The organism is Escherichia sp. MOD1-EC4550, assembly GCF_963876935.1.
Classification (GTDB): Bacteria; Pseudomonadota; Gammaproteobacteria; order Enterobacterales; family Enterobacteriaceae; genus Escherichia; species Escherichia coli_F.
Genome location: NZ_CAWNSE010000052.1, coordinates 61,620 through 81,587, shown reverse-complemented (window position 1 = coordinate 81,587; position 19,968 = coordinate 61,620). Strand labels below are relative to the sequence as shown.

The following is a 19,968-nucleotide window of genomic DNA, read 5'->3' as shown; positions in this document are numbered from 1 at the left end:
GATGTTCCTTTTTATTTAATCCACATAACCTGCCAGGGGCGCAGCGTTATATCATTACCCACTATATCAACTTCACTAATCAGATCCCGACCGTGCAGGTCAGTAATATTTATATGCTGAATATTTTCACTGACATTAAACAATCCTGTCAGACAATTACCATCCGCGTTGCTTCTTTGAATACGCATTACGGATGAATTAACCGTATCGATGGTAAAATCATTATCTGGATGAAACTCGTTATGACTGCGACGAATTTTAATTAGTCGCGACAATTCATGATATACCGCGTGCCTTAACGTCGCTTTATTGTTCAGTTCGGTCGTGATCTCTTCGCTGGTGTATTTTTTACGGTTAATCGCACGGTTATATCCCAGTTTTTCGACACCTGCGTAATCATTACGCGAGCCCAGAATACTTTGAATATATATCGCTGGCACACCGGGGAAAATTAACAAAATCGCATGGGCAAGGATAAACCTGGCGCAACGTTCTTCATCGCTACTCTCGCGGCGGCTTAACGCATCCATATAAGTGACATTCATTTCATACGGACTGCGCGTACCATCGGGATTATTTTTCCAGTTTACTAATGCCCCTTCCTGCTGTAACGCCTCGACTAGCGCTAATATCTCGCTTTCAGGCAACAAGCCTCGCAGTGGGTTAAGCCCAATACCATCATGAGACGCGAGGAAGTTAAACCAGGTGGTTTTACTGGAAGGCAACGTCAGACTTTGCGCCCACTGGCACAGCGCCTCGACGTTCTGTTTTTGCACCGCATGTAACACCAGCGGCGGCAGTGAGAACTGGTACACCATATGCGCTTCGTCATCACCGTTTCCAAAGTAAGCAATGTTGTCTTTGTGCGGAACATTGGTCTCGGTAATGATCACTGTACCTGGTGCTACGTCATCAATAATCGACCGTAACAGCTTGATAATCAGATGTGTTTTTTCCAGATGGATGCAGCTTGTTCCCGGCTCTTTCCACATAAAGCCAACGGCATCCAGACGGACATACTCTGCGCCTTTTTCCAGGTAACACAACAGCACATCTACCATCGCCAGTAATACATCTGGGCTGCGATAATTGAGGTCAATTTGATCGTCGCTAAAGGTCGTCCATAAATGGCGCGTTGAATTATCGTGCATTTTAAACGGCGTTAATAAGGGTAACGCGCGTGGGCGCGTGACGGCGCTAAGATCGGTTTGCGGGTCAACGGCAATAAAAAAATCTTCAAAACCTGGCTGCTGTTGTAAATAGTTTTTAAACCATTCACTTTTTGCCGACATATGGTTGCAGACAAAATCAAACATTAAATGACTGCATTCACCGAGTTGCTGAATATCCTGCCACTCCCCTGCTTCACTGGCGACCTGATGATAATCAATTACCGAAAATCCATCATCAGATGACCATGGGTAAAATGGCAACAAATGGACATGTGAAAAAATGCTTTGCAGCCAGTGATGGTAAAACTGATTAAATGTGGGTAGTGGTTTTAAATCATTACTGTGAAATTGATCGGCATAGGTAATTAACACGACATCACTTTCATCCCAGTGTTTTTTACGTCGCTGTGTAATTAATCTTTTCGCACTCTCAAGACGCGTTACAAGTTTCTGTAAATGAGTCGCGGTAAATGTTCCACCGTAGATTTCGTCCAGGTAATCCGTAATTTTCTGTTTCATGTTGCCTTTCTGTGGTAGCGGTCCCATGAAACGAGAGACTACTCCGCAGAAAATAAACTGTCAATTGAGCACAAGGGTTTTAGTCACGCAGGAAATCATTTTTTACCAGGGAAAAAGCGTATTTGTGAGCTGACGCAAATAATCTATGGGGATGTAAATAAGGTGTGACAGAAAAAGTAAACGGCGCATAAGCGCCGCTTAGGGTGGATTCTTTTAACCTTTGACCTTCGGCATTGCGATGTCTTTCAGGCCGCCAGCGTTCTCAACGTGGGTATATCCCATCTCGCTAAGGATCTCTTTTGCCTGCCCTGACTGGCGTCCGGCATTGCAATACACTTTCACGGTGTCGTTTTTATCCGGAACGGCTGTGGCAATGCGCTCTTTCACTTCCTTCAGGGGAATATTGATGGCTCCCTGAACGTGCTCTTGCTGATACTGCTCTGGAACACGAACATCGATCCAGTGTTCAGCGGCGAAAACGGGCAGTGAAAACACCAGTGTCAGAGCAAGTAAGCCTTTTTTAAACATGTAAGCGTCCTTCTATGGATGAAAATTGCCATCCATAATACGCCTTAGCTTTAACAATTTTTGCGAAACTCCCCTCACCTTTTATAACGCTGCGCCAGCTTATTGGCAGCCCGACTTAATAGCGGTTCCAGCGCCACAGCCAGCAACATTTTCAGCGGTCGGCGAGCAACTGATTTTATCGCCCAACCAGCCACACCCGCCGGGCCATAGCGCAGTGCGGTAAGAAGTACCAGCTTGCCTGCTAATTTGAAACCAGGCTTCACCTTTTGCCCGGCCTGTTGCCAGCGAGTATTCATAACTTTCCTCACAGTTGACGGAAACGGCTACGTAACGTGAAAGTATCGGAAGTGACATAACGTTCCATCTCGCGTAAACGCGTTTCACTGGCCGCCAGTTCACGGTCGACATCATCCAGCAATTCGCTGCTGGAAGGTAGCTGCTCACCAAAGGCCATGTTGTCCGGCATTGGATCAAGCGCAAATGACAAAATGATGTAAGCAACCAGGGTAAACAGCGCCAGGCCGAAGAAAATCGACAGCACCACCAGGATACGTACCAGTTTTACCGGTACATCAAAATAGTTGGCAATCCCGGCGCAGACGCCGCGTACCATGCCCCGCTGTGGAATACGCCATAATTTTTTATTGAGATTAATGCCCGCCATTAGCGATCCCTCCAGTTCGGATGTTCTGCATCAAGAATGGATTCCAGCGCCTGAATACGTTCGCGCATCCGTTTTGCTTCATCAGCCAGTTGCGCTAATCGCTGCTGCTCACTTTGCGACAATTCACCGCGACCGGAACGATTGCTGTAATGCAGCCATAACCAGATCGGTAAAACAAACAGCACAAAAATGGTTAACGGAATAGCCAGAAATAGCGCGCTCATAAGGACTCCTTAGACGATGAGCGGCGGCGCGTTCAGACGCCGCCAGGATGTTATTATTGATTGTCTTGCTTCATTTTGGCTTTTAATTGTGCCAGTTGCTCGCTGATTGCATCATCGGCTTTCAGTTCGGCAAACTGATCGTCCAGCGATTTTTGTTTACCGAAGCTGTGGCTTTCTGCTTCCGCTTCCATCTGGTCAATTCGACGTTCGAAAGATTCGAAACGAGCCATTGCTTCATCCAGTTTGCCACTGTCCAGCTGACGACGCACATCGCGCGACGAGTTTGCCGCCTGATGGCGTAACATCAATGCCTGCTGGCGAGCGCGTGTTTCACTCAATTTGTTTTCCAGCTCGCCGATCTCTTTCTTCATACGCACCAGCGTATCGTCCACCAGCGTCACTTCATGTTCCAGGCTCTTAATCAGATCGGTCAGTTTCTGTTTTTCAATTAACGCCGCACGCGCCAGATCTTCTCTCTCTTTCAGCAGCGCCAGTTCGGCTTTTTCCTGCCATTCAACTTCACGCGCCGACGCTTGTTCAATACGGCGAGTCAGCTGTTTCTTTTCTGCCAGCGCACGCGCCGAAGTAGAACGTACTTCAACCAGTGTATCTTCCATCTCCTGGATCATCAGACGCACCAGTTTCTGTGGATCTTCCGCTTTCTCTAATAGAGCGTTGATGTTGGCATTTACGATGTCGGCAAAGCGAGAAAAAATACCCATAATGTTGTCCTCTTGATTTCTGCGTTCAGGATTGTCCTGCTGAACTATTAATACAATTTGCGTGCCAATTTTTTATCTTTTTGATTTATAAATATCTGATTGAAGAATCAACAGCAACATGCCAGGATGAGTTAGCGAATTACACTAACAAGTGGCGAATTTCATCATGGCAGAATACAAAGATAATTTACTCGGTGAGGCGAACAGCTTTCTCGAAGTGCTGGAACAGGTTTCGCATCTCGCACCGCTGGACAAACCGGTGCTCATCATCGGCGAGCGCGGCACAGGTAAAGAGCTGATTGCCAGCCGTCTGCATTATCTCTCCTCCCGTTGGCAGGGGCCGTTTATTTCCCTTAACTGCGCGGCGTTAAATGAAAATCTGCTGGATTCCGAACTGTTTGGTCACGAAGCGGGCGCGTTTACCGGTGCGCAAAAACGTCATCCAGGGAGATTTGAACGTGCCGACGGCGGTACGCTATTTCTTGATGAACTCGCTACGGCACCGATGATGGTACAGGAGAAATTATTGCGCGTGATTGAGTACGGTGAACTGGAGCGCGTTGGCGGCAGCCAGCCATTGCAGGTGAATGTGCGGTTGGTATGCGCGACGAATGCCGATCTCCCGGCGATGGTCAATGAAGGTACTTTTCGCGCTGACCTGCTCGACCGGCTGGCTTTCGATGTAGTGCAACTGCCGCCCCTGCGCGAGCGCGAAAGCGACATTATGCTGATGGCAGAACACTTTGCCATTCAGATGTGTCGGGAAATCAAGCTGCCTCTGTTCCCGGGTTTTACCGAGCACGCCAGAGAAACATTGCTGAATTATCGCTGGCCGGGAAATATTCGTGAATTGAAAAACGTGGTGGAACGTTCGGTGTATCGCCACGGCACCAGCGATTATCCGCTTGATGACATTATTATTGATCCCTTTAAACGGCGTCCGCCTGAAGACGCTATCGCCGTTTCAGAAACCACCTCGCTTCCAACGCTGCCGCTGGATTTACGTGAGTTTCAGATGCAGCAGGAAAAAGAGTTGCTGCAACTCAGTTTGCAACAAGGGAAATATAACCAGAAGCGCGCGGCTGAATTACTGGGGTTAACCTATCATCAGTTCCGCGCGTTGTTGAAAAAGCACCAGATTTAGCGAAGTTGGGCAATACAACTTGCCGGATGCGGCGTGAACGCCTTATCCGGCATACATAATCAATACGTCGTTTGCAGGCCTGATAAGCGCAGCGCATCAGACATTATTGCGTTGGGCTATTAATCGCTCAGCGCATCCTGCAATATTTTCATTGCCGCATCGAATTGCGCATCCGGGATGGTCAGCGGATACAGGAAGCGAATCACGTTGCCGTATGCGCCACAGGTCAGCAGGAGCAGCCCCTGCGCCAGCGCGCGTTGCTGGATTTTCTGTGCAATCGCCGCTGACGGCTCGCCCGTTTGCGGATCGTTAAACTCTGCCGCAATCATCGCCCCCAGACCGCGTACCGCCGCGATGGCCGGAACGCTTTCTTTGGCATCAATCAACGTATTTGTCAGACGCTGGCCCAGTTGATTAGCGCGTTCGCAAAGGGATTCTTTGTCGATAATGTTGAGCACCGCGTGCGCGGCAGCCACCGCCAGCGGGTTCCCGGCGTAGGTACCACCAAGCCCGCCCGGCGCGGGCGCGTCCATGATATTCGCGTTACCGACCACGCCCGAAAGCGGCATCCCGCCCGCAAGACTTTTCGCCATCGTCATTAAGTCCGGCTTATCGGCGTAGTGATCCATGGCAAACAGTTTACCGGTACGCGCAAAGCCGCTTTGCACTTCATCGGCAATCATCACAATACCGTGCTCGTCGCACAGGCGGCGAATGGCGGCAACCAGCTCTTTTGGCGCAACGTTGAAACCGCCTTCGCCCTGCACCGGTTCGAAAATAATCGCCGCCACCTGCTTCGCTTCAATGTCCGATTTAAACAAGCGTTCGATGGCATCGAGGGAGTCCTGCGTTGAAACGCCATGTAAATCTGACGGATAAGGTACGTGATACACCGAACCGGGGAACGGGCCGAAGCCGATTTTGTACGGCGCGACCTTTCCGGTCAGCGCCATGGTCATATATGTACGACCGTGGAAGCCACCGCTAAACGCAATCACGCCAGGGCGTCCGGTATGGGCGCGGGCGATTTTCACCGCGTTCTCCACCGCTTCCGCACCGGTGGTGAAGAACGCAGTTTTAGCCTGCCCGCTTACCGGGGCAAGGGCGTTGATTTTCTCCGCCAGGGTGACGTAGCTTTCGTACGGCACAATCTGATACGCCGTGTGGGTAAACTGTTGCAATTGCTGCTCCACCGCCGCGACCAGATCAGGGTGGCGATGCCCGGTATTCAGCACCGCAATGCCTGCGGCGAAATCGATATATTCGTTGCCCTCTACATCCTTCAGCGTGGCGTTTTCTGCCGACTGGGCGAAGAAGTTACACATCACGCCAACCCCGCGTGGGGTAGCAGAAAGACGACGCTGATGGAATTCATTGTTGCTCATGTTTCACACCTTTTGACTCTTCACTGTTAATCGGAAATTAAACGCCCAGACGATCGCGCAGGCTGTAATAAGCCGCGCCCATCGCGGTAAATGGCACGCGCAGCGTGCGCCCGCCGGGGAACGGGTAATGCGGCAGATTGGCGAAGGCGTCGAAGCGTTCGGCGTCACCGCGCAGCAGTTCAGCAATCAAACGCCCGGCAAGATGGGTACAGGTGACGCCGTGGCCGCTGTAACCCTGCATGTAATAGATGTTGGTATCAAGGCGACCGAACTGCGGCATGCGCGACAAGGTCAGCAGGAAGTTGCCCGTCCAGCGGTAATCAATTTTCACGCCCTTCAGCTGCGGGAAGGTTTTCAGCAGTTTCGGCACAACAAGACGCTCAACGTCATCCGGGTCGCGCGCGCCGTAGACCACGCCGCCGCCGTACAGCAGGCGGTTATCGGCAGTCAGGCGGTAGTAATCAAGAAGATAGTTACAGTCTTCCACACAGTAGTTTTTCGGGATCAGCGAACGGGCTAAATCTTCCGACAGCCGCTCGGTGGTGATCACCTGCGTGCCGCACGGCATGCTGCGTTTCGCCAGTTCCGGCTCAACTTTATCGCCCAGATACGCATTCCCGGCGACAATCACATACTTCGCCGTCACCTGACCATTGGCAGTCCGCACCACGGCTGGCGTGGTGTGCTGGATCTGCGTCACGGCGGAAAGCTCATACACGCGCCCGCCGTTCAGGCGGATGGCATCGGCTTCACCAATGGCGAGGTTTAGCGGATGAATATGCCCACCGCTGTGATCCAGCAGCGCACCAGTGTAGCGATCGCTGGCGACCTCGCGGCGAATAGCGTTGGCGTCCAGCAGCTCCAGCTGTTTATTGCCGTAGCGTTCCCAGTTCTCTTTCTGCTCTTCGAGTGTGGCGAGTTGTTTATCATTCATCGCCACAAACAGGCCGCCGGGGCGATAGTCGCAGTCAATCTGATAACGTTTGATACGTTCGCGGATGATCTCGCCACCCTCGAACATCATGCTGCCGAGCATACGGGCGGTATCCATGCCGTAGCTTTTTTCGATAACGTCGATGTCGCGGCTGTAGGAGTTCACAAGCTGCCCGCCGTTGCGTCCGCTTGCGCCGAAGCCGATGCGTGAGGCTTCAAGAACCACCACGTCAAAGCCCGCTTCCGCCAGATGCAGCGCGGAGGAAAGCCCGGTATAGCCGCCGCCGACCACGCAAACGTCGCAGGAAATCGACTCATTCAGCGTGTCGAATGGCGCGTATTTATTCGCACTGGCGGCGTAATAACTGCTGGTATGTTCGGTCATTTCAGGCCTCCAGGCTTATCCAGATGGTTTTCAGTTCGGTGAATTTTTCAAGGGCGTGCAGGGATTTGTCGCGACCGTTGCCGCTCTGCTTATAGCCGCCAAACGGCACGGTCATATCACCGTCGTTGTAGTTATTGACGAAGACGGAACCGGCTTTCAGGCGGCGACTCATGCGGTGCGCGCGGGAGAGGTCGCGTGTCCATACCGCCGCGCCAAGTCCGTACTGGCTGTCGTTGGCAAGCTGTAGCGCCTGTTCTTCTGATGTGAAACGCGTGACCACCAGCACCGGACCGAAAATCTCTTCGCGGCTTAAGGACGCATTCGGGTCTACATCCACAAAGATGGTCGGGCCGATGGCGGCAGCCAGCTCGGCGTTACGACCATCCAGCAGCAGTTGCCCTGTGCTTTCGCCTTCCCGAATAAAGCTATGCACCGAGTCAGCGTGGGCGCAGTCGATTAAGGTGCCCATGGTGGTCGCGGGATCAAGCGGATGCCCCGGCTGCCAGTTTTGCGCCTGCTGTTTTAACAGGGCTAAGAACTCATCGGCGATGCTCTCTTCCAGCAACAAACGCGTTCCGGCGATGCACACCTGGCCCTGGTTATAAAAGATGCCCGCGGCGGTGGCACTCGCTGCCTGTTGCAGATCCGGGCAGTCGGCGAAAACGATGTTGGCGCTTTTGCCGCCTGCTTCCAGCCAGACGCGTTTCATGTTGCTGTCGCCCGCGTCCTTCAGCAGCTGTTTCCCGGTGCGGGTTGAGCCAGTAAAGGCAATGGCATCGATATCGTTATGGCGCGAAAGCGCCTGCCCGGCTTCATGACCAAAACCCGTCACCACGTTCAACACACCATCCGGCAGCCCTGCTTCTTTCGCCAGCCCGGCGAGACGAATCGCACTGAGCGGTGATTTTTCAGACGGTTTTAGAATCACGCTGTTTCCCGCCGCCAGCGCCGGGCCGAGTTTCCAGCAGGTCAGCAGCAACGGGAAGTTCCACGGTACAATGGCAGCAATCACGCCCACCGGTTCACGCACGATCATCGCCAGGGCATTGCTACTGGTGGTCGCCACTTCGCCATACACTTTGTCGATTGCTTCGGCGTACCAGCGAATGGCGCGCGCCGCGCCGGGAATATCATCACGCAGGCTGTGACGAATCGGTTTGCCGGTATCGAGGGTTTCCAGCAGTGCCAGCTCTTCGGCGTTGGCTTCCATTAAATCGGCGAGTTTATTCAGTACCGCTTTACGTTTTGCCGGAGAAGAGTGTGACCAGTCGCCGCGTTCAAATACGCCGCGTGCTGCGCTCACCGCACGGTCGATATCGACGCTCTTGCCGCGGGCAATTTTCGCCAGCGGTGCCTGGGTGACCGGATCAACGGTTTCAAAAGTTTCATTTTCCGCCGCAGCAGTATATTCACCGTTAATAAATAAGCGGGTTTCAATGGCGAGACTTAACGCTTTATCCTGCCAGTAAGCCAGATGATGAAAATTCATTATGACTCCTGTTTCACGTGTATCAGATATATGCAGTTTGTGAACGTCAGGGCGCAGAGATCCCCGGGCCGTATGCCCGTTTATTTCTGGCGACATTCTTTATGGATTGCCGGGCGCATTGCGCTTACCCGGCTTACAGAACAAAAAGATTAAAACGTGGTGGGCGTATGGGCGCTGATAATTCGGCAAATGCCTGCCGACGTATTACTGAAACTGTGCGGGATGCCGGTATTAATGGCATAACTTTGCCCCGCGACGAGGTGGTAATCCTGACCATTAATCGTCAGAACAATTTCACCTTCCAGTACAGTGCCTATTTCCTCACCCTGATGCTTAATTCTTTCCCCAGTGGTTGTGCCCGGCTGGTAAGTTTCAAAGATCATCGCCAGCGTGCGATTCGGGTTACCGTTATGAACCAGCTTCATTGACACACCCTGACTGCCCATCTCAATTAAGTCGTCCTGATTAATGACGACCTGTGGCTCATCAGGTTTTTCCGGCTCGGAAAAGAATTCCGAGAGTGACAGACCATACACCTTCAGCAGCTTTTGCAGCGTACTGATGGCAGGGCTGACTTTATCTTGTTCTATCGTACTGATAGCACTGTGAGTCAGCCCGGAGAGTTCGGCGGCACGACGTTGTGAAAGCCCCTGCTGCTGGCGGATTTCCGACAAGCGTTTTCCTGGCGCCAGTCCCTCATCACTCATATTTGCATTTCCTTAAACTGTAGTGGTCAGAGTCGCTGTTTTTCAGCGATATGGTGCTGACAAGCGGTGATAAAGCCCTCGAACAATATACGCGAAAGCGCGTACTCGCTACTGTTCCATTCCGGGTGCCACTGTACGCCCAGCGCAAAAGGATGATTGATGACGCTAACCGCCTCAACTAAGCCATCCGGCGAGCGAGCTTCAACACGCAACCGTGGGCTAACGACCTTCGCCCCTTGTCCATGCAGAGAGTTTACCCAAAAGTTGCTACATTCAGGTAACAACGCAGACAGCAATCCCCCCTCTTCAACCTGAACTTCATGCGACGGTGCATATTGCTGTTCCACCGGCAGTTCGGGATCTTCCCGATGTTCCAGCAATTCAGGCTGTTCGCACAGCTTGCGATGCAACGAACCACCGGTTGCCACCACCAGTTCCTGTAAACCCCGGCAGATGGCGAAAATGGGGATGCGCCTTTCGAGTGCGGCATTAATTAACGCCATGCTCAGAAGATCACGCCCGGGATCGGCGTCAGGCTCATCGCCGTTTTCACCATATAGGTGCGGCTGCACATTGCTGGGACTACCAGGAAGATAAATACCATCGAGTTTCGGCAAAAGTTGTTCAAGTAATGACGGTTCCGCCAGCGCATGTGGCAGCGCAATTGGCAAGCCGCCTGCGTGGATGATGGCATTCAGGTACTTTTCTTGCAGAGTCTGGGTCGCATGCCCCTTAAGCCTGTTCCTGCACATTACGACACCGATAACCGGATTGTTCATTATATTTTCCATGCTCAATCTCACAAAGTGGACTAAATTATCGCCATTACTGCGCTTTAAATGACCTTTATGTTCAATATTTTTTCAATCTAGCAGTGGGTTTTCATTTTTGCAAACTCAATTTAACATTTGACAAACATTTAGTTTGCATACAGATTCGAAGAGTGGTCATTATATTTTACGCTTTGATAACGAGCGGAAAACAAACCAAAGGCGAAGAATCATGGAAACCAATATCGTTGAAGTAGAAAACTTTGTTCAGCAGTCAGAAGAGAGGCGGGGTAGCGCCTTTACGCAGGAAGTGAAACGCTACCTGGAGCGCTACCCAAATACGCAATATGTTGATGTTTTACTTACCGATCTGAATGGTTGTTTTCGTGGGAAACGTATTCCTGTTTCAAGCCTGAAGAAGCTCGAGAAAGGGTGTTATTTCCCGGCCTCGGTGTTTGCAATGGATATTCTGGGCAACGTAGTAGAAGAAGCGGGCCTGGGTCAGGAAATGGGCGAGCCGGATCGTACCTGTGTTCCTGTTCTCGGTTCCTTAACCCCTTCTGCTGCAGATCCTGAGTTTATCGGTCAGATGCTCCTGACCATGGTCGATGAAGATGGCGCTCCCTTTGACGTTGAGCCGCGGAACGTTCTCAACCGCCTGTGGCAGCAGCTACGCCAGCGCGGCTTGTTCCCGGTCGTAGCGGTAGAGCTGGAGTTCTATTTACTGGATCGCCAGCGCGACGCTGAAGGGTATCTGCAACCGCCCTGCGCGCCCGGCACCGATGACCGCAATACACAAAGTCAGGTTTACTCCGTTGATAACCTCAACCACTTCGCCGACGTGCTCAATGATATTGATGAGCTGGCGCAGTTACAGCTGATTCCGGCAGATGGCGCGGTCGCCGAGGCCTCGCCAGGTCAGTTTGAAATCAATCTTTACCATACCGATAACGTGCTGGAAGCTTGCGATGATGCGCTGGCACTAAAACGCCTGGTGCGTCTGATGGCAGAAAAGCATAAGATGCACGCCACTTTTATGGCGAAGCCGTATGAAGAGCACGCGGGCAGCGGGATGCATATCCATATCAGTATGCAAAATAATCGTGGCGAGAACGTGCTTTCTGACGCGGAAGGCGAAGATTCGCCGCTGCTGAAAAAGATGCTCGCCGGGATGATTGACCTGATGCCGTCATCAATGGCGTTGCTGGCACCAAACGTGAACTCGTATCGCCGCTTCCAGCCGGGGATGTATGTACCGACGCAGGCGTCGTGGGGCCATAACAACCGCACCGTCGCCCTGCGTATTCCCTGCGGCGATCGCCATAATCACCGCGTGGAATATCGCGTGGCGGGTGCCGATGCCAACCCGTATTTGGTGATGGCAGCGATTTTTGCCGGTATTTTGCACGGTCTTGATAACGCGCTGCCATTACAGGAAGAAGTCGAAGGCAACGGGCTGGAACAGGAAGGCTTACCCTTCCCGATTCGCCAGAGCGATGCCCTGGGTGAGTTTATCGAGAATGATCACCTTCGCCGCTATTTAGGCGAACGCTTCTGCCATGTCTATCACGCCTGTAAAAATGATGAGCTGTTGCAGTTTGAGCGCCTCATCACAGAAACAGAAATTGAGTGGATGTTGAAAAACGCGTAATACCCCTTGCGGGGTTGTTTCAGCGGCCTGAGCGGAGCCAGGCCTGACATTTGCTGGTAATCCAGACATTTCCCGGATGTCGCGTTATGGAGCGCAGGCGGCAACGGGCTTCCGTTAACGATTAAGACTGTGACGAGGAAATGAGATGATGCCGATGATTAAATCCCCGCATGGCGAGGGAGGCTGCGTATGCGCCCCTCCTGCGACTGACTGGACTCCGCCCCCTTTGCTTCCCTCGCTAAACAGGTTTGATTTCAGGTCGATACGACCGCAAACCTTATTACGCAGGGGAGGCAGCAATTATGGCTATTAATTCACCACTGAATATTGCTGCGCAACCCGGCAAAACCCGTCTGCGAAAATCACTGAAATTGTGGCAGGTGGTGATGATGGGTCTGGCCTATCTCACGCCGATGACTGTGTTCGATACCTTTGGCATTGTTTCCGGCATTAGCGACGGTCACGTTCCGGCGTCCTATTTGCTGGCACTGGCGGGTGTGCTGTTTACCGCGATCAGCTACGGCAAACTGGTTCGCCAGTTTCCGGAGGCCGGTTCGGCCTATACCTACGCGCAAAAGTCGATTAACCCGCACGTCGGATTTATGGTCGGCTGGTCATCGCTGCTGGATTATCTCTTTTTGCCGATGATCAACGTTTTGTTGGCGAAAATCTATCTCTCCGCCCTCTTCCCGGAAGTGCCGCCGTGGGTGTGGGTGGTAACCTTCGTCGCCATTTTAACCGCCGCGAATCTGAAGAGCGTCAACCTGGTCGCTAACTTCAATACCTTGTTTGTACTGGTGCAAATCTCCATCATGGTGGTGTTTATCTTCCTGGTGGTTCAGGGACTACATAAAGGAGAAGGCGTTGGCACCGTCTGGTCACTTCAGCCGTTTATCAGCGAGAACGCGCACCTGATCCCGATTATTACCGGGGCGACGATTGTCTGTTTCTCGTTCCTCGGTTTTGATGCGGTGACCACGCTTTCAGAAGAGACGCCGGACGCCGCACGCGTGATCCCGAAAGCCATCTTCCTGACGGCGGTGTACGGCGGCGTTATCTTTATCGCCGCGTCGTTCTTTATGCAGCTGTTCTTCCCGGATATCAGCCGCTTTAAAGATCCGGACGCCGCACTGCCGGAAATCGCACTGTACGTTGGCGGCAAGTTGTTCCAGTCGATTTTCCTCTGCACGACGTTTGTGAACACGTTAGCGTCTGGCCTGGCGTCACATGCCAGCGTGTCGCGTCTGCTGTATGTGATGGGGCGCGACAATGTGTTTCCGGAACGCGTGTTTGGCTATGTGCACCCGAAATGGCGGACTCCGGCACTGAATGTCATTATGGTCGGGATTGTCGCGTTGTCAGCGCTGTTCTTTGATTTAGTCACCGCGACAGCATTGATTAACTTCGGTGCTCTGGTGGCGTTTACCTTCGTTAACCTGTCGGTGTTTAATCATTTCTGGCGGCGTAAAGGAATGAATAAAAGCTGGAAGGATCACTTCCACTATTTGCTGATGCCGCTGGTTGGCGCGCTGACGGTGGGTGTGCTGTGGGTTAACCTCGAGTCAACGTCACTGACACTCGGTCTGGTATGGGCTTCATTAGGCGGCGCATATTTGTGGTATCTGATCCGCCGCTATCGCAAAGTGCCGTTGTATGATGGTGACAGAACGCCGGTGAGCGAAACGTAATAGTCGGATGCGCGGCGCATTATCCTGCCTGAGGGTAATGCGCCGCGCCATTAACTATAAAAAGATGTATGACCCGGATCACGAGTGCTATCATCCGCCCTTATGCTTAGCGCATTAACCCCAGGGGCAAATAATGAACCACGATATCCCGCTAAAATATTTTGATATTGCCGATGAGTACGCGACCGAATGCGCAGAGCCTGTCGCAGACGCTGAACGCACACCGCTGGCCCACTACTTCCAGTTACTGCTCACCCGTTTGATGAACAATGAAGAGATCAGCGAAGAAGCCCAACATGAAATGGCTGCTGAAGCGGGGATTAATCCCGTACGCATTGATGAGATCGCAGAGTTTTTGAATCAATGGGGTAATGAGTAATTATTTCATTGCAGACGCTCGGTCAGTATCGTTGCCCGGATAAAGCGTTCACGCCGCATCCGGCTAAAAATGACACGCACTGCAGCGTGCTTTAATGGGTTTCTCACGATCGTACCGCTCTGCTCCTCGCTAAGTTGTTCTGTGAGTTATAGTTATAGAGAAATCACGGGTACGAATGTTGAACAGATGGCGACGTCACCTGTTCAACGACCAACCACACGGCCCTCATTACGACCCCTGAACACAAACGGTAATGGCAAATGTCATTAAATATTAGTAAGATAGCCTCTTTACATAAAATCTCTTAATATTATGCGCCAGGTATTATCGTCTCTTTTGGTGATTGCTGGACTTGTGAGTGGTCAGGCAATCGCCGCGCCTGAATCCCCCCCGCATGCTGATATCCGCGACAGCGGTTTTGTCTATTGCGTCAGCGGGCAAGTCAACACCTTTAACCCATCCAAAGCGAGCAGTGGGTTAATTGTCGATACCCTTGCCGCCCAGTTTTATGATCGACTCCTGGATGTCGATCCCTATACCTATCGCCTGATGCCGGAACTTGCCGAAAGCTGGGAAGTGCTCGACAACGGCGCGACCTATCGCTTCCACCTGCGTCGCGATGTTCCGTTTCAAAAAACCGACTGGTTTACTCCCACTCGTAAAATGAATGCCGACGATGTGGTGTTTACCTTCCAGCGAATTTTTGACCGTAACAACCCGTGGCATAACGTCAACGGCAGCAACTTTCCCTACTTCGACAGCCTGCAATTTGCCGATAACGTTAAAAGCGTTCGCAAACTGGATAATCATACCGTTGAGTTCCGACTCGCCCAGCCAGATGCTTCTTTTTTGTGGCACCTGGCGACCCATTATGCATCGGTCATGTCGGCAGAATATGCCCAGAAGTTAGAGAAAGAAGATCGCCAGGAACAACTCGACCGTCAGCCGGTCGGCACTGGACCGTATCAGTTATCGGAATACCGCGCCGGGCAATTTATTCGCCTACAACGTCATGATGACTTCTGGCGCGGCAAACCGTTAATGCCGCAGGTGGTGGTGGATTTAGGCTCCGGCGGCACCGGACGTCTTTCGAAACTTCTGACAGGTGAATGCGACGTTCTGGCCTGGCCTGCTGCCAGTCAGCTATCCATTTTGCGTGACGACCCACGCTTGCGTTTAACGCTGCGCCCGGGGATGAATGTCGCCTATCTGGCATTTAACACTGCTAAACCGCCGCTAAATAATCCCGCTGTCCGCCATGCGCTGGCACTGGCGATCAATAACCAGCGTCTGATGCAATCCATCTATTATGGTACGGCTGAAACGGCAGCCTCTATTTTACCGCGCGCCTCGTGGGCCTATGACAACGAGGCTAAAATTACTGAATACAATCCGGCGAAATCGCGCGAACAGTTGAAGGCGTTGGGGCTGGAAAACTTAACGCTGAAACTTTGGGTGCCCACACGTTCGCAGGCGTGGAACCCCAGTCCACTGAAAACCGCCGAACTGATTCAGGCGGATATGGCGCAGGTTGGCGTAAAAGTGGTGATTGTGCCGGTAGAAGGTCGTTTTCAGGAGGCGCGGTTGATGGATATGAGCCATGATCTGACGTTATCCGGTTGGGCGACAGACAGTAACGATCCGGACAGTTTCTTTCGTCCGCTACTGAGCTGCGCAGCAATACATTCCCAGACCAACCTCGCCCACTGGTGCGATCCGAAATTCGACAGCGTGTTGCGTAAGGCGCTCTCCTCGCAACAGCTGGCGGCGCGTATTGAAGCCTATGACGAAGCGCAAAGTATTCTGGCGCAGGAATTGCCCATTTTGCCGCTGGCGTCGTCATTGCGCTTGCAAGCCTACCGTTACGATATCAAAGGTCTGGTACTTAGTCCGTTTGGTAACGCCTCCTTTGCTGGTGTGTATCGCGAGAAACAGGATGAGGTGAAAAAACCATGATTATCTTCACCTTACGCCGCATTTTGTTATTGATTGTCACCTTGTTCCTGCTGACGTTCGTTGGCTTTAGCTTGAGCTATTTCACCCCACATGCGCCGTTACAAGGCGCGTCACTGTGGAATGCCTGGGTGTTCTGGTTTAACGGCCTGATCCACTGGGATTTTGGTGTTTCCAGCATTAACGGTCAACCGATTGCCGAACAGTTAAAAGAGGTCTTCCCGGCGACGATGGAACTGTGCATCCTCGCCTTCGGTTTTGCGCTGATTGTTGGCATCCCCGTAGGAATGATTGCCGGGATTACGCGCCATAAGTGGCAGGATAACTTGATCAACGCCATCGCCTTACTGGGCTTTTCAATCCCGGTGTTCTGGCTGGCGCTTCTGTTGACGCTGTTTTGTTCACTCACGCTAGGTTGGTTGCCCGTTTCAGGGCGTTTCGATCTGCTCTACGAAGTGAAACCGATTACCGGTTTTGCGTTGATTGATGCCTGGCTTTCGGACTCACCATGGCGGGATGAAATGGTCATGAGCGCAATCCGCCATATGATATTGCCCGTTATCACCCTGTCGGTTGCGCCAACAACTGAAGTGATCCGACTAATGCGTATCAGCACTATCGAAGTGTATGACCAGAATTATGTAAAAGCGGCGGCGACCCGCGGTTTGTCACGCTTTACTATTTTGCGTCGCCACGTTCTGCATAACGCGTTACCTCCGGTTATTCCTCGCCTGGGCTTACAGTTTTCCACCATGCTGACGCTGGCAATGATCACCGAAATGGTCTTTAGCTGGCCGGGTTTAGGGCGCTGGTTAATTAACGCCATCCGTCAGCAGGATTACGCAGCCATTTCCGCCGGAGTGATGGTGTGTGGCTCACTGGTCATTATTGTTAACGTGATTTCTGATATTTTGGGTGCCATGGCTAACCCTCTGAAACATAAGGAATGGTATGCCTTACGATAGCGTATACAGCGAAAAGCGCCCGCCGGGCACGCTGCGTACCGCCTGGCGCAAGTTTTATAGTGATGCCTCTGCGATGGTCGGTCTGTACGGCTGCGCGGGACTGGCTGTACTGTGTATTTTTGGCGGCTGGTTTGCGCCTTACGGAATCGATCAGCAATTTCTCGGCTATCAATTATTGCCGCCTTCATGGTCACGCTATGGCGAAGTTTCTTTCTTCCTGGGGACTGACGACCTCGGACGCGATGTTTTAAGTCGTTTACTGAGTGGAGCTGCACCAACCGTGGGGGGGGCATTTGTGGTGACGCTTGCCGCGACGATCTGTGGCCTGGTACTTGGCACCTTTGCCGGGTCGACGCACGGTCTACGCTCAGCAGTACTAAACCATATTCTGGATACCTTACTGGCGATCCCTTCTCTGTTGCTGGCAATTATCGTTGTAGCGTTTGCCGGACCGAGTTTGTCGCACGCCATGTTTGCCGTCTGGCTGGCGCTGCTGCCTCGTATGGTACGTTCGATTTACAGCATGGTGCATGATGAACTGGAAAAAGAGTATGTTATCGCCGCCCGTCTGGATGGCGCATCAACGCTGAATATTCTCTGGTTTGCGGTGATGCCTAACATCACCGCCGGGCTGGTCACCGAAATCACCCGCGCACTGTCGATGGCAATTCTTGACATCGCCGCGCTGGGCTTTCTCGATCTCGGCGCACAACTCCCCTCACCTGAATGGGGAGCGATGCTCGGTGATGCGCTGGAACTGATTTATGTCGCCCCGTGGACTGTCATGCTGCCAGGTGCGGCAATTATGATTAGCGTGCTGTTGGTTAACCTCCTTGGCGACGGTGTCCGTCGTGCAATTATTGCGGGGGTGGAATAATGCCATTACTCGATATTCGTAACCTGACCATTGAATTTAAAACCGGTGATGAGTGGGTTAAAGCCGTCGACCGCGTAAGTATGACCTTAACCGAAGGTGAAATCCGCGGTCTTGTTGGCGAATCCGGTTCCGGCAAAAGTTTGATTGCAAAAGCAATTTGTGGGGTGAATAAAGATAACTGGCGTGTTACTGCTGACCGTATGCGTTTTGATGATATCGATTTGCTGCGTCTCTCCGCACGCGAACGGCGCAAGCTGGTTGGTCACAACGTGTCGATGATTTTCCAGGAACCGCAGTCGTGTCTTGACCCTTCAGAACGTGTGGGTCGCCAGTTGATGCAAAACATCCCAGCCTGGACCTATAAAGGCCGTTGGTGGCAGCGTTTTGGCTGGCGCAAACGCCGTGCCATTGAACTACTGCACCGTGTGGGGATTAAAGATCACAAAGATGCGATGCGCAGTTTTCCCTATGAGTTGACCGAAGGTGAATGTCAGAAAGTGATGATAGCCATTGCACTGGCGAATCAACCGCGTCTGCTGATTGCTGACGAACCGACAAACTCAATGGAGCCAACAACCCAGGCGCAAATCTTTCGCCTGCTGACGCGTCTCAACCAAAACAGCAATACCACTATTTTGCTTATCAGCCATGACTTACAAATGCTTAGCCAATGGGCGGATAAAATTAACGTGCTTTACTGCGGTCAAACGGTGGAAACCGCGCCAAGTAAGGAGTTGGTGACAATGCCACATCATCCTTATACCCAGGCGCTGATCCGCGCGATACCAGACTTCGGCAGCGCGATGCCGCATAAAAGTCGCCTCAATACGCTGCCCGGCGCTATCCCACTGCTGGAACAGTTACCGATTGGGTGTCGGCTGGGGCCGCGTTGCCCGTATGCACAACGAGAATGCATTGTGACGCCACGTTTGATGGGGGCGAAAAATCATCTCTATGCCTGTCATTTCCCACTGAACATGGAGAAAGAATGAGATGATCGAAACGCTACTTGAAGTGCGTAATTTAAGTAAAACGTTCCGCTACCGGACCGGCTGGTTTCGTCGTCAGACCGTAGAAGCGGTAAAACCTTTGAGCTTTACGCTACGTGAAGGCCAGACACTGGCGATTATTGGTGAGAATGGGTCGGGTAAATCCACACTGGCGAAAATGCTGGCGGGAATGATAGAACCGACCAGCGGCGAGTTATTGATTGACGATCATCCGCTGCATTTTGGCGATTATTCCTTCCGTAGTCAGCGTATTCGCATGATTTTTCAGGATCCTTCGACCTCGTTGAATCCCCGTCAACGTATCTCGCAGATTCTTGATTTTCCACTGCGTCTGAACACCGATCTGGAACCTGAACAGCGTCGCAAACAGATTATTGAAACGATGCGGATGGTTGGGCTGCTACCGGATCACGTCAGTTACTATCCGCATATGTTGGCGCCCGGACAAAAACAACGTCTGGGTCTGGCACGCGCGCTGATATTGCGTCCAAAAGTGATTATTGCCGATGAAGCCCTCGCCTCACTGGATATGTCGATGCGTTCGCAGTTGATTAATCTGATGCTGGAATTACAGGAAAAACAGGGCATTTCGTATATTTATGTTACCCAGCATATCGGAATGATGAAGCACATTAGCGACCAGGTGCTGGTGATGCATCAGGGAGAGGTTGTCGAGCGAGGTAGTACTGCGGATGTGCTCGCCTCTCCGCTGCACGACCTCACTAAACGACTGATTGCCGGTCATTTTGGCGAGGCATTGACGGCGGATGCGTGGCGTAAGGACCGTTAATTTTCTGAATCAA

Annotated in this window: 21 protein-coding genes; 10 read left to right on the top strand and 11 right to left on the bottom strand. The window is 52.1% G+C overall.

Annotated features, from left to right (window positions below; genetic code table 11):
* Positions 1-11: 11 nt before the first annotated feature.
* The 6 genes from ycjM to pspA all read right to left on the bottom strand — a co-directional run bounded on the left by ycjM (position 12) and on the right by pspA (position 3,829).
* Entirely contained in the window at positions 12-1,691 is a 1,680-nt protein-coding gene (ycjM, locus tag AACU19_RS21595) for a glucosylglycerate phosphorylase (protein WP_105278513.1), read from the bottom strand.
* 213 nt (positions 1,692-1,904) lie between these two features.
* Positions 1,905-2,219 carry a thiosulfate sulfurtransferase PspE gene (gene pspE / locus AACU19_RS21590; RefSeq protein WP_000473128.1) on the bottom strand — a complete coding sequence of 105 codons (315 nt, stop codon included), beginning with the start codon at positions 2,217-2,219 and terminating at the stop codon, positions 1,905-1,907.
* A 74-nt stretch (positions 2,220-2,293) separates the two neighbouring features.
* Complete coding sequence (pspD, locus tag AACU19_RS21585; RefSeq protein ID WP_001295585.1) at positions 2,294-2,515, bottom strand: phage shock protein PspD; 222 nt, start codon at positions 2,513-2,515, stop codon at positions 2,294-2,296.
* A gap of 8 nt (positions 2,516-2,523) precedes the next feature.
* Entirely contained in the window at positions 2,524-2,883 is a 360-nt protein-coding gene (pspC, locus tag AACU19_RS21580) for an envelope stress response membrane protein PspC (protein WP_039020818.1), read from the bottom strand.
* Positions 2,883-3,107 carry an envelope stress response membrane protein PspB gene (gene pspB, locus AACU19_RS21575; protein WP_001274958.1) on the bottom strand — a complete coding sequence of 75 codons (225 nt, stop codon included), beginning with the start codon at positions 3,105-3,107 and terminating at the stop codon, positions 2,883-2,885. The genes pspC and pspB overlap by 1 nt, the downstream gene beginning before the upstream one ends.
* Positions 3,108-3,160: 53 nt before the next feature.
* Positions 3,161-3,829, bottom strand: a complete 669-nt coding sequence (gene pspA / locus AACU19_RS21570) for a phage shock protein PspA (protein WP_000511033.1) — start codon at positions 3,827-3,829, stop codon at positions 3,161-3,163.
* Positions 3,830-3,995: 166 nt separating this feature from the next.
* On the opposite strand from pspA, the gene pspF reads away from it, so the two are divergent.
* Positions 3,996-4,973, top strand: coding sequence for a phage shock protein operon transcriptional activator (pspF, locus tag AACU19_RS21565; RefSeq protein ID WP_001361677.1), 978 nt, complete (start codon positions 3,996-3,998; stop codon positions 4,971-4,973).
* A gap of 119 nt (positions 4,974-5,092) precedes the next feature.
* On the opposite strand, the gene puuE is transcribed toward pspF, so the two are convergent.
* From puuE to puuD, 5 genes are all read right to left on the bottom strand, one after another.
* A complete protein-coding gene (gene puuE / locus AACU19_RS21560) occupies positions 5,093-6,358 on the bottom strand; it encodes a 4-aminobutyrate transaminase (RefSeq protein ID WP_105278512.1) in 1,266 nt (421 codons plus the stop codon).
* A gap of 37 nt (positions 6,359-6,395) precedes the next feature.
* Complete coding sequence (gene puuB / locus AACU19_RS21555; RefSeq protein ID WP_000134848.1) at positions 6,396-7,676, bottom strand: gamma-glutamylputrescine oxidase; 1,281 nt, start codon at positions 7,674-7,676, stop codon at positions 6,396-6,398.
* Between the two features lies 1 nt (position 7,677).
* Positions 7,678-9,165, bottom strand: coding sequence for an aldehyde dehydrogenase PuuC (gene puuC / locus AACU19_RS21550; protein ID WP_105278511.1), 1,488 nt, complete (start codon positions 9,163-9,165; stop codon positions 7,678-7,680).
* A 149-nt stretch (positions 9,166-9,314) separates the two neighbouring features.
* Positions 9,315-9,872 (bottom strand): HTH-type transcriptional regulator PuuR, encoded by a 558-nt coding sequence (puuR, locus tag AACU19_RS21545; RefSeq protein ID WP_001278727.1) that lies wholly within the window; start codon positions 9,870-9,872, stop codon positions 9,315-9,317.
* A gap of 26 nt (positions 9,873-9,898) precedes the next feature.
* Entirely contained in the window at positions 9,899-10,663 is a 765-nt protein-coding gene (gene puuD / locus AACU19_RS21540; protein WP_001307158.1) for a gamma-glutamyl-gamma-aminobutyrate hydrolase, read from the bottom strand.
* A 211-nt stretch (positions 10,664-10,874) separates the two neighbouring features.
* Here puuD and puuA point away from each other — a divergent pair, with 211 nt between their 5' ends.
* From puuA to sapF, 9 genes are all read left to right on the top strand, one after another.
* On the top strand, positions 10,875-12,293 hold the full coding sequence (puuA, locus tag AACU19_RS21535; RefSeq protein ID WP_105278510.1) for a glutamate-putrescine ligase: 1,419 nt from the start codon (positions 10,875-10,877) through the stop codon (positions 12,291-12,293).
* Positions 12,294-12,441: 148 nt separating this feature from the next.
* Positions 12,442-12,606: a YmjE family protein gene (locus AACU19_RS21530; RefSeq protein ID WP_123057641.1), complete on the top strand. Its 165-nt coding sequence runs from the start codon at positions 12,442-12,444 to the stop codon at positions 12,604-12,606.
* A complete protein-coding gene (puuP, locus tag AACU19_RS21525) occupies positions 12,596-13,981 on the top strand; it encodes a putrescine/proton symporter PuuP (RefSeq protein WP_000996856.1) in 1,386 nt (461 codons plus the stop codon). Before AACU19_RS21530 ends, puuP begins: the two co-directional genes overlap by 11 nt.
* A gap of 133 nt (positions 13,982-14,114) precedes the next feature.
* On the top strand, positions 14,115-14,360 hold the full coding sequence (locus AACU19_RS21520; RefSeq protein ID WP_001015099.1) for a YmjA family protein: 246 nt from the start codon (positions 14,115-14,117) through the stop codon (positions 14,358-14,360).
* 312 nt (positions 14,361-14,672) lie between these two features.
* Positions 14,673-16,316 (top strand): ABC transporter substrate-binding protein SapA, encoded by a 1,644-nt coding sequence (gene sapA, locus AACU19_RS21515; RefSeq protein WP_032184026.1) that lies wholly within the window; start codon positions 14,673-14,675, stop codon positions 16,314-16,316.
* On the top strand, positions 16,313-17,278 hold the full coding sequence (sapB, locus tag AACU19_RS21510) for a putrescine export ABC transporter permease SapB (protein ID WP_000583281.1): 966 nt from the start codon (positions 16,313-16,315) through the stop codon (positions 17,276-17,278). The genes sapA and sapB overlap by 4 nt, the downstream gene beginning before the upstream one ends.
* Complete coding sequence (sapC, locus tag AACU19_RS21505) at positions 17,265-18,155, top strand: peptide ABC transporter permease SapC (RefSeq protein WP_001146166.1); 891 nt, start codon at positions 17,265-17,267, stop codon at positions 18,153-18,155. Before sapB ends, sapC begins: the two co-directional genes overlap by 14 nt.
* A complete protein-coding gene (gene sapD / locus AACU19_RS21500; protein ID WP_039020816.1) occupies positions 18,155-19,147 on the top strand; it encodes a peptide ABC transporter ATP-binding protein SapD in 993 nt (330 codons plus the stop codon). The genes sapC and sapD overlap by 1 nt, the downstream gene beginning before the upstream one ends.
* A gap of 1 nt (position 19,148) precedes the next feature.
* Positions 19,149-19,955, top strand: a complete 807-nt coding sequence (gene sapF / locus AACU19_RS21495) for a peptide ABC transporter ATP-binding protein SapF (RefSeq protein WP_000573406.1) — start codon at positions 19,149-19,151, stop codon at positions 19,953-19,955.
* Positions 19,956-19,968: the final 13 nt, after the last annotated feature.